At 68.2% G+C, this 14,904-nt stretch carries 15 protein-coding genes; 9 read left to right on the top strand and 6 right to left on the bottom strand.

Annotation, left to right across the window (positions count from 1 at the left end):
* The first annotated feature begins 31 nt into the window (after window positions 1–31).
* The 3 genes from DT074_RS11690 (at window position 32) to DT074_RS11680 (ending at window position 1,707) form a co-directional block, all read left to right on the top strand.
* Window positions 32–586: an ureidoglycolate lyase gene (locus DT074_RS11690; RefSeq protein WP_119420028.1), complete on the top strand. Its 555-nt coding sequence runs from the start codon at window positions 32–34 to the stop codon at window positions 584–586.
* Window positions 587–686: 100 nt separating this feature from the next.
* Window positions 687–932: a DUF6460 domain-containing protein gene (locus DT074_RS11685; protein WP_162914837.1), complete on the top strand. Its 246-nt coding sequence runs from the start codon at window positions 687–689 to the stop codon at window positions 930–932.
* A gap of 88 nt (window positions 933–1,020) precedes the next feature.
* Complete coding sequence (locus tag DT074_RS11680; protein WP_162914836.1) at window positions 1,021–1,707, top strand: CBS domain-containing protein; 687 nt, start codon at window positions 1,021–1,023, stop codon at window positions 1,705–1,707.
* 11 nt (window positions 1,708–1,718) lie between these two features.
* Here the strand turns inward: DT074_RS11680 and DT074_RS11675 are convergent, their stop codons facing one another.
* The 3 genes from DT074_RS11675 to DT074_RS28500 are packed head-to-tail and all read right to left on the bottom strand — an operon-like array spanning window position 1,719 to window position 4,423.
* Window positions 1,719–3,227, bottom strand: a complete 1,509-nt coding sequence (locus DT074_RS11675) for a sensor histidine kinase (protein WP_162914835.1) — start codon at window positions 3,225–3,227, stop codon at window positions 1,719–1,721.
* Entirely contained in the window at window positions 3,214–3,960 is a 747-nt protein-coding gene (locus DT074_RS11670) for a response regulator transcription factor (protein ID WP_368744619.1), read from the bottom strand. Before DT074_RS11670 ends, DT074_RS11675 begins: the two co-directional genes overlap by 14 nt.
* Window positions 3,950–4,423 (bottom strand): hypothetical protein, encoded by a 474-nt coding sequence (locus DT074_RS28500; RefSeq protein ID WP_368744618.1) that lies wholly within the window; start codon window positions 4,421–4,423, stop codon window positions 3,950–3,952. Before DT074_RS28500 ends, DT074_RS11670 begins: the two co-directional genes overlap by 11 nt.
* Window positions 4,424–5,047: 624 nt before the next feature.
* Between DT074_RS28500 and DT074_RS11665 the strand changes: the two genes are divergently transcribed.
* Complete coding sequence (locus tag DT074_RS11665; protein ID WP_162914834.1) at window positions 5,048–5,797, top strand: RT0821/Lpp0805 family surface protein; 750 nt, start codon at window positions 5,048–5,050, stop codon at window positions 5,795–5,797.
* A 17-nt stretch (window positions 5,798–5,814) separates the two neighbouring features.
* Here the strand turns inward: DT074_RS11665 and DT074_RS11660 are convergent, their stop codons facing one another.
* A complete protein-coding gene (locus DT074_RS11660) occupies window positions 5,815–6,675 on the bottom strand; it encodes an MBL fold metallo-hydrolase (protein ID WP_119420022.1) in 861 nt (286 codons plus the stop codon).
* A gap of 143 nt (window positions 6,676–6,818) precedes the next feature.
* Between DT074_RS11660 and DT074_RS11655 the strand changes: the two genes are divergently transcribed.
* The 5 genes from DT074_RS11655 to DT074_RS11640 all read left to right on the top strand — a co-directional run bounded on the left by DT074_RS11655 (window position 6,819) and on the right by DT074_RS11640 (window position 12,442).
* Window positions 6,819–7,496: an aspartate/glutamate racemase family protein gene (locus tag DT074_RS11655; protein WP_119420021.1), complete on the top strand. Its 678-nt coding sequence runs from the start codon at window positions 6,819–6,821 to the stop codon at window positions 7,494–7,496.
* Entirely contained in the window at window positions 7,493–7,621 is a 129-nt protein-coding gene (locus tag DT074_RS28495; protein WP_368744617.1) for a hypothetical protein, read from the top strand. The genes DT074_RS11655 and DT074_RS28495 overlap by 4 nt, the downstream gene beginning before the upstream one ends.
* A 180-nt stretch (window positions 7,622–7,801) precedes the next feature.
* Window positions 7,802–9,982, top strand: coding sequence for an anthranilate synthase component I (locus DT074_RS11650; protein WP_119420020.1), 2,181 nt, complete (start codon window positions 7,802–7,804; stop codon window positions 9,980–9,982).
* A gap of 47 nt (window positions 9,983–10,029) precedes the next feature.
* Entirely contained in the window at window positions 10,030–11,196 is a 1,167-nt protein-coding gene (locus DT074_RS11645; RefSeq protein WP_119420019.1) for a fumarylacetoacetate hydrolase family protein, read from the top strand.
* A gap of 7 nt (window positions 11,197–11,203) precedes the next feature.
* On the top strand, window positions 11,204–12,442 hold the full coding sequence (locus DT074_RS11640) for an amidohydrolase family protein (RefSeq protein ID WP_119420063.1): 1,239 nt from the start codon (window positions 11,204–11,206) through the stop codon (window positions 12,440–12,442).
* Window positions 12,443–12,451: 9 nt separating this feature from the next.
* Here the strand turns inward: DT074_RS11640 and DT074_RS11635 are convergent, their stop codons facing one another.
* Window positions 12,452–13,414 (bottom strand): N-carbamoyl-D-amino-acid hydrolase, encoded by a 963-nt coding sequence (locus tag DT074_RS11635; protein ID WP_119420018.1) that lies wholly within the window; start codon window positions 13,412–13,414, stop codon window positions 12,452–12,454.
* An 11-nt stretch (window positions 13,415–13,425) separates the two neighbouring features.
* Entirely contained in the window at window positions 13,426–14,880 is a 1,455-nt protein-coding gene (hydA, locus tag DT074_RS11630) for a dihydropyrimidinase (protein WP_119420017.1), read from the bottom strand.
* Window positions 14,881–14,904 lie beyond the last annotated feature (24 nt).

Below are 14,904 nucleotides of genomic sequence, written 5' to 3'. Positions count from 1 at the left end.
GCTTTCCTCAACCCGGCGCTATCATCGCGCGATGCGCGTCGTCGAGATACCCCTGGAACCCTTGACCGAGGCCGCCTTCGCGCCGTTCGGCGCCGTGGTCGGCGCGCTGGATGCGCCGCCTGCGGTGAGCTTCGACACCATGCAGACCTGGAAGGCGCCGTTCGAGGTCGACGGCCCAATGGAGATGACGGTCTGCCGCTATTTGCGTCAGCCGATGGTGTTCACCAGCCTGGAGCGGCATCTGGCCGTCACCCAGGCCTTCCTGCCGCTCGGCGGCATTGCCTGCGCCATGGTCGTGGCCCCACCCACCGAGGGCACGGAGGGCGATGCGGCGCCGCGGCCGGAGAGCCTGCGTGCCTTCCGTATGGATGGCGGGCAGGGCGTCGTGCTGTGGCGCGGCACCTGGCACGCGCTGCGCCGGTTCCCGATCGGCGCGCCGCATGTCGACGTCGTGCTGCTGACCGGGGCGGCGACCCAGGCCGAGATCGAGCGCCAGGCGCGGGACGGCAGCCTGCCGGCGCTGACCCACGAGGTCGATTACGGCAAGCGGCACGGCGTCGAGTTTCACGTTGCGGTAGCGGACTGATTCCATGGCGGGTCGCGGCGTTCAGTCTTGCAATCTCCGGGCCGTATTCCGATCCGGCCGCGACAGGCTATTCTAGGTCATGGACCAAGCCGGACCGCGCATGCCTGCCCGCCTTCTGCCGACCATCATCAAGCTGGCCGTGATCTGCCTCGTGGTCGGCCTGCTGTTGACCTTTTTCGACATCACGCCAAAGGACCTGCTGACCAATTTCTGGCGCACGGTGCGCAATATCTGGCAGGTCGGGGTCGATGCCGCCGAATGGGCCTGGAAATACGTGGCGCTCGGTGCCGTCGTCGTCCTGCCGATCTGGCTGCTCACGGTCGTCCTGAAGCGCATCCGGCGCTGATTGATCGGCGTCAATGCCGGCCGGCCGGGGCGGCGCGAGAGTGCCGGCATCCCGGCGGATCGTGCCGGGCAATGCCCAGGAGCCGGCCATGAAGGCAAAGGATGTGATGGTTCGGGATGTCGTCGCCGTCAGCGCGACCACCCCGGTGCGCGAAGCGGCCCGCATGATGGTCGATCACCGCGTGAGCGGCCTGCCGGTGGTGGACGCGGAGGGCCGGGTGACGGGCATCGTCAGCGAGGGCGACCTGATCCACCGGGCGGAGACCGGCACCGAGCGGCGGCGCTCGTGGTGGCTCGAGGCGCTCGCCGGTGCCGAGGAGCTGGCGCGCGACTACGTGCAGAGCCATGCGCGCAAGGTCGGCGATGTGATGACCAAGCGCGTGATCAGCGCCGGCGAGGATACCGAGCTCGGGCAGATCGCGGCGCTGATGGACCGTCATCGGGTCAAGCGCGTGCCGATCGTGCGCGACGGCCGGCTGGTTGGAATCGTCAGCCGCGCCGATCTGGTCAAGGCCTATCTGCAGGCCGCAGCACAGCCGGTCCATGCGCTGTCGGACGTGGAGATCCGGCGCCGTCTCGACGGCGTGCTGGCGCATGAACCCTGGGTGGACACGGCATTGCTGAATGTCAGCGTCGATGGCGGCGTCGTCGAGCTTGGCGGCTGCGTCAGCTCGGACGAGCAGCGCAAGGCGTTGCAGGTCGCCGCCGAGGGGCTGCCCGGCGTGCGTAGCGTGCACAACCACGTGGTCGTGCGGACGACCGCCTACGGCTACTGAGGCAAGGACAGTCAGGCAATCGGCAGGTCGATCGTCACCTTGAAGCCGCCGCCGCGGCGGTTCTCCGCGGTGACGCGACCGCCGAGCGCCTCGACATTGCGGCGCACCAGCCACAGGCCGAGGCCGAAATGCGGCTCGGCATCGATCTTCGGCCGGTCGGAGTAGTAGCGCTCGAAGATGCGCTCCAACCGGTCCGGCGGCACGCCGGGCCCCTGGTCCTCGACCTCGAGCAGCGCGCGTCCCCGCCGGGCGACCAGCCGCAAGCGGATCTCGCCTCGCGGCGGCGAGAAGCTGATCGCGTTCTCGACCAGGTTTTCGACCGCCGTTTCGATGATCTCCTCGCTGCCCTGGACCGTGATGCCCCGCGCGATCTCGGCGGTCAGATGCGGGCCGTCGGCCGGCAGCGAACGGCGGAAGCCCTCGGCAATACCGGTCAGCAGCCGGTCGAGCGCCACCGGTTCGCGCGGCGGGTCGAGCGTGTCGGCGGTGGCACGATCCAGGTCGCGCGCCGCGACGATCATCCCGTCCAGCCGCTGCAGCGCCATCTCGATCGCCTCCGCCGCCTGGTAGGCGCGCGCATCGCTCGGATCGATCCGCCGGCGCAGCGGTTCCAGCGCCTGGCGGATGGTCGCGAGCGGCGTCTTGAAAGCGTGCACGTTCTCTTCCGCCGCGTGGCGCATGCTGTCCGCCGCGCCTTTCAGCGATTCCACCAGCCGGTCGAGTTCGTCCGCCACCGGGGCCAATTCGGGGATCGCGTTGCGATCGGCGAACCGGCCTTCCTCGGCACCGGCCCGTACTTCGCGGGCCAGCCGGCCGAAGCCCGCCAGGCCGCGCCACAGATCAAACAGCAGCACCAGGACGAAAGCGGCCAGCGCAAGGTAGATCAGCCCGGCCAGCACCACTTCGGGCGAGCGCCAGTAGGGCCGGCCCAGCGCGCCAATTGCCTCGTCCTTCAGGTCGCTCGCGACGACCAGCACCCAGCAGCCGCCGCTGGTCTTCACCGGCACGATCGAGGTCAGCAGATCGATGCCGCCCTGGGGCCGGTCGATCCGGATCGCGACCGGCATGTCGCCGTCGCAGGATTGCGTCAACCGGTCGAGCACGCCGGCATCGGCGAGCCGCCAGCGCTCCTCTTCCAGAGCCTCGACCTCGACCGCCGGCGCGGCGGCGACGTAGAAGAAACCGCGGTCGCCGGGGCTCGCAGGGCGGAACAGCAGCTTCAGCGCCGTATCGCCGGTGCGCATGGCGGCGAGTTCTTCGTTCAGGCGGAAATAGGGAATGAAGTCGGCGCGCGCGAGGGTCGGCTTCAGCGCCTGCGCCAGCGCCGTGCCCTGGGCGCGGATCGAGGCGAGCAGCAGCTCACGCCGGGCAGCATCGGCGCTCTCGAACTCGCGGTACAGCGCGACCGGCACGGCGATGAAGATCGCCGCCAGCACGATGAGTCGTACCAGCAGCGAGCGCCGCCATGCGAAGGCCGCCCTGAGCCGCGCCAGCCGGACCGACGGCTCAGCCGTCGGCATTCTCCAGCCAGCGGTAGCCGAAGCCGGGATAGTTGGCGAGTGCGTCAAACTTCTCATCCACCCCGCGGAATTTCTGCCGAATGCGCTTCACCATCGCCCGCACGTTGGCGCGGTAGCCTTCCTCGCCGCTGCCGGCAAGGAACCCTTCGCCGCGCACCGAATCATAGATCTCGCGATAGGAGACGTCCCGTCCGGCGCGCTCGGCCAGCAAGCGTACGACACGGAACTCGCCGATCGTCAGGTCGACCTGGCGGCCGCACCAGAAGGCGCGGGCACTGGCGACGTCGAGCGTCAAGGCCTGGTCGCCGACCGGGGCCGGCTCCGACATCACAGTGATTGCCGCGGCACCGCCGCGGCCCAAGGCCAGGCGCAGGCGCTGCAGGATGATGGAGAAGCTCTTCGACTTGTCGATGAAGTCGACCGCGCCGCCACCCAGGGCGGCCTCTTCATAGATCGGCTGGCTATGGCCGGTCAGGAACAGGATTGGAGATTCGATCCCCGCGGTGCGCAGCCGGCGCAGCACGGCCATGCCGTCCAGTGCCGGCATGTGCCAGTCCAGCATCACCGCGGCGGCCCGGCCGCCGTGATTGAACCAGTCCACGGCGGCGCTGCCCTCGGTGAAGGTGCGGGTGCGGATGCCGGCATCTTCGAGATTGCCGGCCAGCGTGCGAACCAGAAGCGGATCGTCGTCGACCACGATGACCGGAAGGGCGGTTTCCAAGTTATCGGACACGGCCGGCCTCCTGAATGGTGCGAATGCAGGTTTCGTCCAAAATGGCCCCGCGTCGGGCCTCGTGATGTAACGCGTAGAAGCCGTTCCGGGCCATGTCGAGATAGAAATAAACATCGACCGAGCATTCGCCGGCCCGATATTGCCAGACCTTGGCCGGCGCCCGATCGGCTTCCGCCGCCGGCCGGCCCAGTTCCGATTCGGTCTCCGACATGGAGAGCCCGGCCAGAGCCCGGGGCGGCGGCAATGCCGGCGGCGGGGCCGGGTCGACCGCGGCCATCTGGGGCGCTGCCGGTCCGGGCGGCGGCGGCGGCTTGACCAGCGGACCGGGCGGCGGCGTTACCGACAATTCGGCAAGCGGCGAGGAACTGGCGGGGTCGGGCGGCGGATCGGCCAGCGGCACGACAAGCGTCCGGTCGTCGGACTGGTCATCAAATCGGATCTCGCTGCAGGCGGCGGCGAGCAACAGAGTCATCAGCGCAATTGCGGCGCGGAGCCGCTGGTGCGGGGTCAGGCAATACATGCAATCCGTCCCGTGCGCGATCCGTCATCATTTCTTACCAAGCTCCGCTCCTTGAGAACAGCGTGTCGCGCAGGTCAATGGCGATTATCTGTCTTTCGCTGTTTTTGCTCTGAATCATTTCTTAATTCTGGAAACTTAAGCTAATAATTGTTGTGATATTTCTGTGATATACAGGTGATGATTCATGAGAATTCAGAATATCACTGTGGTGTCTCTTGCGGTTCTGCTGACAATTCTCCAAACCAATGCGGTGTAATGGGCGTCGATGAAGGCTTGGCCAAGTTCCTGGAGGGCCCTCACATTCGGCGCGGCGAAAGCCCGGTGCCGACGATCTCGACGCGACCGTTGCGTGGCTATACGAGAGAAGGCCTCGCTGCGGCAAGAAGATGCGAGTCGGCGCATCCCGGCGGATGGCCGGAGACTGGCTGGCGAGAGCGTGGCGGCGTTGTGGCTGAGGCAACGGGCAAGGTGGGACGAAGGGGGCATGATGATACTCGGGATTTGTCGGACGGCTGCGCCCTTCCCGGCGTAGCGACGGCCCCGGCCGGGCCACGATAGCTCCTCCCCGTGGCCCGGCCGGGCGACATTTCGGAACGCGCGGGAGGCGCGCCGGGAAACGCCACGGATAAACCGATGCCAGTGCTTTCTGTCACGCAACCTCATCTGCCGGCCCTATTAGGGCTGGTCGCACTGGCCGTGCTCGCGACGGTCCGGTTGACACCGGCGAGCGCCGATTCCGCCATGCTGACACCGGCGCCGGTGCCGGCCGATGGGGGAGTGGAACCCTCGTCCGTTATGCGCAGCGAGCCGTTGATCGATCCGCGTGCCGAGCGGGCGAGCCGCGCCGATGCCGGCCCAAGCGACATTTTCCTGGTGCCGTACGGTATCGAACGCGGCGTGTGCGACCGGCTTCGCCTTGCCAGCGACGCCTTCGGCGGCGTGGTCGGTCTTGCCGGCGGCGGCCTGGGCGGCGAGGCGGTTGCCGCCGCCGGTCCGAGCAAGGCGCCCTATGCGGTGGCGGGTGCGGCATCGGGGCCGCTGGTGGGTCCGCGCATCGGCCGCATGATGGACGAGGTGGATCATCACTGCATCGGCCGTACGCTTGAATATGCGCCGGATCGCCACAGCGTCCGCTGGAAGAACGAGGTGAAAAACCTCGCCTATGCGATCGTCCCGGTCCGTACCTTCCAGAATCCGAACGGCCTCTACTGCCGCGAATATCTCGCCAGCGCGACCGTGGCCGGCAAGGCGCTGGAGGCTCTGGCGTCGGCCTGTCGCGGGTCCAATGGCGCGTGGAAGCTGCTGCGCTCCGAGTGAGCGCGTCGCGTCAGCCGTTACATCGCGTCCAGCGGGATCTTGAGATAGCGGTGGCCGCCAGGCTCCGCCGGCGGCAGTTCGCCGGCGCGGATATTCACCTGCACCGAGGGCAGGATCAGGTTGGGCAGCGATAGCGTGCGGTCGCGCGTCTCGCGCATGCCGGCGAACTCGTCCTCGCCGATGCCGTCGCGGATATGGATATTCTTCGCCCGCTGCTCGGCCACGCTGGCCTCGAAGGCGAGCGGGCGGCCGTTCGGCTGGTAGTCGTGGCCGGTGAAGACGCGCGTCGCCGGCGGCAGGTTCAGCAGGCGGCGGATCGAGCGATAGAGCTGGCGTGCGTCGCCGCCCGGGAAGTCGCAGCGCGCGGTGCCGTAATCCGGCATGAACAGGGTGTCGCCGACGAACAGCGCATCGCCGATCAGATAGGCGACGCAGGCCGGCGTGTGGCCCGGCGATGCAATGACCCGGCCGTCGAGGCCGCCGATCCGGAACGTTTCGCCGTCGGCGAACAGATGGTCGAACTCGCGGCCATCCGCGGCACAGATCGCGCCCATCTCGAACAGCTCGCGGAACACCGACTGCACCTCGGTGACCCGCGCGCCGATGCCGGTGCGGCCGCCAAGCTGCTGCTTCAGATAGGGCGCCGCCGACAGGTGGTCGGCATGCACATGCGTCTCCAGGATCCACTCGAGGTGCAGGCCGCGGTCGCGAATGGCGGCGACGACCTTGTCGGCGGAAGCGGTGCCGGTGCGGCCGGACTTCTGGTCGAAGTCGCGCACGGAATCGATCACTGCGCTGGCGCCGGTGGCCGGATCGGCGACAAGATAGGTGAGGGTGCTGGTCGCCGGGTCGAAGAACGCGGTGACGTCGGTCGGCATCGGCTTCAGGACTCCGATTTCTCCACTACTGCTAGTGTGGTTCAAACGCGGGCGGCATCCAAGCGATTTGCGCGGGTATCCACTGCCGCTTGCAACGATGTCGCGAGCTGCCCAAGCTGGCGCCGGCAATGGAGTGAGCGCGCATGACCGACCGCATCCTGGTCATCAACCCGAATTCGACCGAGGCGGTGACCCGCGGCATCGACGCGGCGATGGCGCCCTTGCGCTTTTCCGGCGGGCCGGAGATCGAATGCGTGACCCTGAAGGAGGGGCCGCCCGGCGTCGAAACCCAGGCGCATGTCGAGAGCGTGGTGCAGCCGCTGGCCCGGATGGTCGAGGCGCGCGACAACGATACCGGCTGCTTCGTCATCGCCTGCTTCAGCGATCCCGGCATGCAGCTCTGCCGCGAGGTGACGCGCAAGCCCGTCCTCGGCATCGCCGAATGCGGCATCCTGACGGCGCTGACCTTGGGCGAGCGCTTCGGCGTCATCGCCATCAAGTCGGCCTCGGTGAAGCGGCACCTGCGCTATGTCGGCGCCATGGGCCTGAACGACCGGCTGGCCGGCGACATGGCGATTGATCTCGGCGTGGTCGAGCTTGCCGATGAGGGCCGCACCTTCGGTCGCATGGTCGATGTGGGCAAGCGGCTGCGCGACGAGCGCGGCGCCGACGTGCTGGTGATGGGCTGCGCCGGCATGGCGCGCTATCGCGACCGGCTGGAGGCCGAAATCGGGCTACCGGTGGTGGAGCCGAGCCAGGCCGCGGTCAGCATGGCGATCGGCCGCCTCAGGCTCGGCTGGTCGGCCAAGCGGGCGGCGTGAAGCTTTACACGCTGCACCGCAACTCCGCCGGCGAGCGGGTCCGCATCGCCCGCGGCGTTCCGCTGGATGCCTTCCGCCGCGCCCGGCCCGATTATTCCGAGCAGGATCCGGGTGTTACCGGCTGAGCCTCATGGTTACCCGGGCCCGAGGTTGACAGCACCGCCGGCCCCCGCATACTGCCGGGCTATGAAACCGGTCGCACTCTGGTGGACTTGGCGATGGCGCCGCGGCAACTGAGCCGCGCGTGACCCTTGCCGCGCGTTGAGCCGTGCGGCACCGTCCCCTCCGACTGACCGAGATCTTCCATGACCGCCGTTAGCCGATATCTCACCGAAGGCGGAATCCGCGTCACCCGGCACGCCTACGAGCTGACCGATCAGGCGAGCCTGCTGACGCTGACGGATTCCCTGGATGGCCGCCGTGGCGCGATCTTCCGCTGCGCCGTCGACTATCCCGGCCGCTACGCCCGCTGGACCGTCGCCTATGTCGATCCGCCGCTCGAGATCTCGGCCCGCGGCTACCGCTTCGAAGTGCTGGCGCTCAACGGCCGCGGCAAGGTGCTGATCGGCGCCGTCGCGGCGGCGCTGCGCGGCAATGCGCATCTCGCGGTCGAATCCCAGGACGACGAATGCCTGACCGGCCAAGTGATTCCGTCGAGTGAGAGCTTCACCGAGGAGGAGCGGAGCCGCCAGCCTTCGGTGTTCAGCGTCGTCCGTTCGGTGCTTGACCTGTTCCGCTCCGACGAGGACCGCCATCTCGGCCTGTACGGCGCCTTCGGCTATGACGTGCTGCACCAGTTCGAGCCGATCCCGCTGGCCAAGGAGCGTCCCTCCGACCAGCGCGACGTGGTGCTGCACCTGCCCGACCGCATCTATGTGATCGAGAAGGGCAGCGACCGCCTGCAGCGCTTCGACTACGAGTTCGAGACGGCCTCCGGCTCCACCGTGGCGTTGGATCGCCGCACGGCGACCATCACCCCGAACGCGCAGGCGACGCCGGCGGTGGAGGCCGACCTGCCGCCCGGCGGCTATGCCGCCATCGTGCGCGAGGCGATGCCGTTCTTCGCCAAGGGCGAGCTGTTCGAGGTGGTGCCGTCCTTCTCGTCCTATCGCAAGACGGCGGCGCGGCCCTGCGAGCTCTACCGCACGCTCTCCGCCGTCAACCCGAGCCCGTTCGGCTTCCTGGTCAATCTGGGCGGCGAACACCTGATCGGTGCCTCGCCCGAGATGTTCGTGCGGGTCACCGGCCGCCGGGTCGAAACCTGCCCGATCAGCGGCACCATCCGCCGCGGCCGCGACGCGCTGGAGGATGCCGACCGCATCAAGGAGCTGCTCAACTCGGTCAAGGACGAGTGCGAGCTGACCATGTGCACGGATGTCGACCGCAACGACAAGGCGCGCATCTGCGATCCCGGCACGGTGAAGGTGATCGGCCGCCGCCAGATCGAGATGTACAGCCACCTGATCCACACGGTGGACCATGTCGAGGGCCGGCTGAAGCCGGAGCGAGATTCGATCGACGCCTTCCTCTCGCATTGCTGGGCGGTGACGGTAACCGGTGCGCCGAAGCCCTGGGCCGCGCGCTTCATCGAGCAGCGCGAGAAGACCACGCGGCGCTGGTATGGCGGCGCGGTCGGCCGGCTCACCTTCGACGGCGAATGTGATACCGGCCTGACCTTGCGCACCATCCGCCTCGCGCACGGCATCGCCGAGATGCGCGCCGGTGCGACCCTGCTGGTCGATTCCGACCCGGATGCCGAAGAGCAGGAATGCCGCGTCAAGATCGCGGCGCTGCTGGAGACCCTGAAACGCGCCGAGGAGGCGATGTCGGGCCGTGCGCCGGCCGGCATCGCGCCGCCGCCGCCGGCCGGGCGCGGCATGCGCCTCCTGCTGATCGACTACGAGGACAGCTTCGTCCACATGCTGGGCGATTGCTTCCGCCGCCAGGGCGCGGAAGTCGTGACCATCCGCCACAACCACGCGGAAGCCGCACTGGAGCAGGACTGGTCGATGGTCGTGCTGTCGCCCGGGCCGGGCAACCCGACCGATTTCGCCATCCCGGCGATGATCGCCAAGATCCGTGCCCGCAACCTGCCGATCTTCGGCGTCTGCCTCGGGCTGCAGGGCCTGGTCGAGCACTATGGCGGTACGCTCGGCCAGCTCGACATCCCGCGCCACGGCAAGCCGAGCGGCATCGAGGTGGTGGAGGGCGAGACACGCCTCTTCACCGACCTGCCGGCGCGCTTCACCGCCGGCCGCTATCACTCGCTCTATGCCGTGCCGGAAAAGCTCCCGGCGGCCTTCCGCGTGACGGCGCGATCGGACGATGGTGTGATCATGGCGATCGAGCATGCGAGTGAGCCGGTGGCGGCGGTGCAGTTCCACCCGGAATCGATCATGACCGCGTCGGGCGATGTCGGTCCGAACGTGGTCGCCAACGTGCTCCGCACCATCGCCCGCAAGTCGCTGGCGGAAGCTGCGGAATAGAGGCGGAGCAGTAGGCGAAACGTCCTCCGGCCGTGTAGATTGCGGCCATGGACCTCTCGATCCGTGCCATCCTGCCGATCGATGCCGCCGCCGCGATCTTGCTCGGCCGTGTCTGGCGCCCCGATATCGGCCCCTCCGTCGTTGCCGTGCGTCCCGGCGGCGTGTTCGACATCACCGGCCTCGCGCCCACCATGGCCGACCTGCTCAACCTGCCCGATCCAGTTGCGGCGCTGCGCCGCTTCGACGGCGAGCCGGTGGGCGAGGTGGCCGCGATCCTGGCCAACAGCGCGCACGACACCTGCGACCCGAAGCAGCCCTGGTTCCTGGCGCCCTGTGACCTGCAGGCGGTGAAGGCGGCCGGCGTCACCTTCGTCACCAGCATGCTGGAGCGGGTGATCGAGGAGCAGGTGCGGGGCGATGCGAGCCAGGCCGACAGCGTGCGCGCCTCGATCCTGGCCAGCATCGGCGGCGATCTCGCGACGCTGAAGCCGGGCTCGCCGGAGGCGGCACGGCTGAAGCAGGTGCTGATCGAACGCGGCGCCTGGTCGCAATATCTCGAAGTCGGCATCGGGCCGGATGCCGAGATCTTCACCAAGGCGCAGCCGATGTCCTCGGTCGGCATCGGCGCCGAGATCGGCATCCACCCGGCCTCGTCCTGGAACAATCCGGAGCCCGAGGTCGTGCTGGCGATCAATGCCGAGGGGCGCATCGTCGGCGCGACGCTCGGCAACGACGTCAACCTGCGCGATGTGGAGGGGCGGAGCGCGCTGCTGCTCGGCAAGGCCAAGGACAACGCGGCCTCCAGCGCCATCGGCCCGTTCATCCGCCTGATCGACGACAAGTTCACGCTCGACGACCTGCGCCAGGTCGAGGTGCTGATGCGGGTGGAGGGGCTCGACCAGTTCGTGCTCGAGGGCAAGAGCTCGCTCGGCCGGATCAGCCGCGACATCACCGATCTCGCCGGCCAGCTCGTCTGCGCCACGCATCAATATCCCGACGGCGCCATGCTCTATACCGGCACCATGTTCGCGCCGACCAAGGATCGCGGCGCGCCGGGCCGCGGCTTCACCCACCAGGTCGGCGACATCGTCACCATCGCCTCGCCCCGGCTCGGTGCGCTGACCAACCGGGTCAATACCTGCGACAAGGTCGAGCCCTGGATCATCGGCACGGCGGCGCTGATGAAGAACCTGGCGGCACGCAAGTTGCTTTAGCCGGGTGGTGACCGGAACCACGTCCTTCGATCTGATCCTGCGCCAGGCCCGCATCGCGGGCGGCGATGCCGCGCCCGTCGATATCGGCATCCGGGGCGGACGGATCGCGGCCGTCGCACCGAACATCGCCGCGACCGCACCGGAGGAGCGGCTTGACGGCCGGCTGGTCGTGCCGGGCTTCGTCGAGACGCATATCCACCTGGACAAGGCTTGCATCCTCGACCGCTGCCGAACGGAGGGAACGCTTGCCGAGGCGATCGCCGAGGTGGCGGCGGCGAAGCGCGGCTTCACCGAGGCGGATGTCTATGCCCGGGCGAGCGGCGTGCTGGAAAAGGCGATCCTGCAGGGCACGACCCGCATCCGCACCCATGTGGAGATTGATCCCCGCATCGGGTTGCGCAGCTTCGGCGCGCTGCAGCGCCTCAAGCGCGACTATGCCTGGGCGGTGGATCTCGAGCTCTGCGTCTTCCCGCAGGAGGGCCTGACCAACGATCCCGGCACTGAGGAGTTGCTGGTCGAGGCCTGCGCGGCGGGTGCCGACGTGATCGGGGGCTGTCCCTATACGGATACCGATCCGAACGAGCAGATCGCCCGCATCTTCGCCATCGCGCGGCGCTTCGACCTCGACATCGACTTCCACCTCGATTTCGACCTCGATCCCGCCCGCATGGACCTCGACGAGGTCTGCCGCCAGGCCGAGGCGCAGAAATGGGGCGGCCGCGTCGCCGTCGGCCATGTCACCAAGCTGTCGTCGCTGCCGGCCGAGGCGCTGGCCGCCAAGGCGCGCCGCCTCGCCGATGCCGGGGTTGCGGTCACCGTGCTGCCCTCGACCGATCTCTTCCTGATGGGCCGCGGCCACGATCACGACGTGCCGCGCGGCGTCACGCCGGCGCACAAGCTGCTGGCGCACGGCGTCACCTGCTCGCTCTCGACCAACAACGTGATGAACCCGTTCACCCCGTTCGGCGATTGCTCGCTGATCCGCATGGCGAATCTCTACGCCAATATCGCGCAGGCCGGCCGGCCGGCGGAGCTCGCGGATTGCCTCGACATGGTGACCCGCCTGCCGGCGAAACTGATGAACCTCGACGATTACGGCATCGCCGTCGGCAACCCGGCCGATCTCGTCGTGCTCGATTGCCGCGATCCGGCCATGGCGGTGGCCGAGCTGGCGCAGCCGCTGTTCGGGCTGAAGCGCGGTCGGCGCAGCTTCACCCGGCGGTCGCCGATGCTGCACAGGCCATAGCGCCGGTCGCTACATCGGCGGCTCGATAACACCGGTCTGGCTCGAGATCAGGCCGTAATGCTCGATCCGCCGATGCTTGTCGAAGTTGAAGATCGTGTCCTTGCCGTATTTGCAGAGCGCCAGGTCGCAATCGGCGACGATCAGCTCGTCGTCGACGCCGCGGGCCAGTGCCACCATCTCGCCGGTCGGCGCTATGATGCAGGAGCCGCCGATCAGCGAGCAGTCCTCCTCGATGCCGGCCTTGGCGACGGCGACCACCCAGGTCGAGTTCTGATAGGCGCCGGCCTGCATGACGACGTGGTTGTGGAACTGGCGCAGATGCTCCGGCTCCGGCGCCGAATGCACCATCGCCCAGGCGTTGATGGCCGGCGTGTTGTAGCCGAGCATCAGCAGCTCGACGCCCTGCAGGCCCATGACGCGATAGGTCTCCGGCCAGCGGCGGTCGTTGCAGATGCACATGCCCATGATGCCGCCCATCGAGCGCCAGACCGGGAAGCCGAGATCGCCCGGCTCGAAATACCGCTTCTCCAGATGCTGGAACGGCCGCTCCGGCTCGTTCTCAGAATGGCCGGGAAGATGCACCTTGCGGTACTTGCCGACGATCTTGCCGGTGTCGTCGACCAGGATCGCGGTGTTGAAGTGATGTCCGTCCGCGGTGAGCTCGGCATAGCCGAGATAAAAGCCGATCTTCAGCCGCTTCGCCTCGTCGAATAGCGGCTGCACCGCCTTGTTCGGCATCTCGCGCTCGAAGAAGGTCTCGACCTCCTTCCAGTCCGGCATGAACCAGCGCGGGAAGAAAGTCGTCAACGCGAGTTCGGGGAACACCACGATCCGGCAGCCCTTGCGATGGCCCTCGCGCAGCAGTGCGATCAGCCGCTCCACCACCGCCTCGCGCTTCTCGGCGCGCTGGATCGGTCCGAGCTGCGCCCCACCGACGGTGACGAGGCGCGGCGTCAGCTTGAATGCGGGCATGCGAAGGCTCCTCAGAACAGGATCGACTTGGCGATTTCGGGGGTGAAGGGGAGGTGGCCGCGCGGGCGGGCGGCGTCGGGCTTGTCGCAGGACAGGAACTGGCCGCGGCCGATCTTCGCCACCGGCTCGCCTTGGTCGACCACGACCTCGCCGCGCGACAGCACCGTCATCGGCCAGCCGGTCACCTTGCGGCCCTCATAGGGCGTGTAGTCCATGGCGTCGTGCAGCATCGAGTGCGTGATGGTGCGCTCGATCGCCGGATCCCAGATCGCGATATCGGCATCCGCACCCACGGCGATGGTGCCCTTGCGCGGATGCAGGCCATAGAGCTTGGCGTGGTTGGTCGAGGTGAGCGCGACGAACTGGTTGAGGTCGATCCGCCCCTTCAGCACGCCCTCGGAGAACAGCATCGGCACGCGGATCTCGATGCCCGGCACGCCGTTCGGCACCTTCTTGAAGCCACCGGCCTTCATGCCGGCGACCTTGCCGCCTGGCCCCTCGAAGCGATAGGGCGCATGGTCGGAGGAGAACACGTCGAACACGCCGGTGGTGAGCCCGGTCCAGACGCTCTCCTGATTGGCGGCTTCGCGCGGCGGCGGCGAGCACATGCACATGGCGCCGTCGAAGCCTTCCTTCTCCAGATCCTCGGCGGAGAGGAAGAGATATTGCGGGCAGGTCTCACCGTAGATCTTGAGGCCGCGCGCCTTCGCCTTGCGGATCTCCTCGATCGCCTCGCAGCCGGAAACGTGCACGATGAGGAGCGGCACGTCGAGCAGCTCGCCCATCGAGATCACCCGCCCCGTCGCCTCGCGCTCGGCGATCGCGGCATGGGCGATGCCGTGGCTGGGCGGGCCCATGCGGCCGGCCTGGACCAGCTTGTCGGAGAGCCAGGCGATGATGTCGTGGTTCTCCGCATGCACCATCACCATGGCTCCCTCGCGGCGGGCCAGCGACAGCACGTCGAGCACCTGGCGATCGGTCAGCTTCAGCGCGTCGTAGGTCGTGTAGATCTTGAACGACGTATAGCCGTCGCGGATCAGGCCGGGCAGCTCCTGGCCCATCACCTGCTCGGTGGGATCGGAGATGATCAGGTGGAAGGCATAGTCGATCAGCGCCTGGCCTTCGGCCTTGGCGTGATAATCCTTCACCACCTGGCGCAACGACTGGCCGCGCTGCTGCGCCGCGAAGGAAATGATGGTGGTGGTGCCGCCGCAGGCGGCCGAGGTGCTGCCGGAGGCGAAATCGTCGGCGGTGTCGACGCCCATGCCGGAGCGCTGCGCCACGTGGACATGGCTGTCGATGCCGCCGGGCAGGACCAGCTTCCCGCGCGCGTCGATCACCCGGTCGCCCGCCAGGTCGTCGCCGAGCGCGGCTATCTTGCCGCCCCGGATGCCGATATCGGCCATGAACGTATCGGCGGCCGTGGCCACCTTGCCGCCCTTGATCACCAGCTCGTAACCCGCCATCGCCGCACCTCTGCATACCTTGCC

The sequence above is a fragment of the Desertibaculum subflavum genome (genome assembly GCA_003576705.1).
GTDB lineage: Bacteria > Pseudomonadota > Alphaproteobacteria > Ferrovibrionales > Ferrovibrionaceae > Desertibaculum > Desertibaculum subflavum.
The sequence above is the reverse complement of the archived record's forward strand: the minus strand, read 5'-3'. Positions and strand labels throughout refer to the sequence as shown.

Excerpts from the sequence above, each read along its gene's own strand:
- DT074_RS11690 (WP_119420028.1), top strand. The coding sequence starts at position 32 with ATGCGCGTCGTCGAGATACCCCTGGAACCCTTGACCGAGGCCGCCTTC.
- DT074_RS11685 (WP_162914837.1), top strand. The coding sequence starts at position 687 with ATGCCTGCCCGCCTTCTGCCGACCATCATCAAGCTGGCCGTGATCTGC.
- DT074_RS11680 (WP_162914836.1), top strand. The coding sequence starts at position 1,021 with ATGAAGGCAAAGGATGTGATGGTTCGGGATGTCGTCGCCGTCAGCGCG.
- DT074_RS11675 (WP_162914835.1), bottom strand. The coding sequence starts at position 3,227 with ATGCCGACGGCTGAGCCGTCGGTCCGGCTGGCGCGGCTCAGGGCGGCC.
- DT074_RS11660 (WP_119420022.1), bottom strand. The coding sequence starts at position 6,675 with ATGCCGACCGACGTCACCGCGTTCTTCGACCCGGCGACCAGCACCCTC.
- DT074_RS11655 (WP_119420021.1), top strand. The coding sequence starts at position 6,819 with ATGACCGACCGCATCCTGGTCATCAACCCGAATTCGACCGAGGCGGTG.
- DT074_RS11650 (WP_119420020.1), top strand. The coding sequence starts at position 7,802 with ATGACCGCCGTTAGCCGATATCTCACCGAAGGCGGAATCCGCGTCACC.
- DT074_RS11645 (WP_119420019.1), top strand. The coding sequence starts at position 10,030 with ATGGACCTCTCGATCCGTGCCATCCTGCCGATCGATGCCGCCGCCGCG.
- DT074_RS11635 (WP_119420018.1), bottom strand. The coding sequence starts at position 13,414 with ATGCCCGCATTCAAGCTGACGCCGCGCCTCGTCACCGTCGGTGGGGCG.
- hydA (WP_119420017.1), bottom strand. The coding sequence starts at position 14,880 with ATGGCGGGTTACGAGCTGGTGATCAAGGGCGGCAAGGTGGCCACGGCC.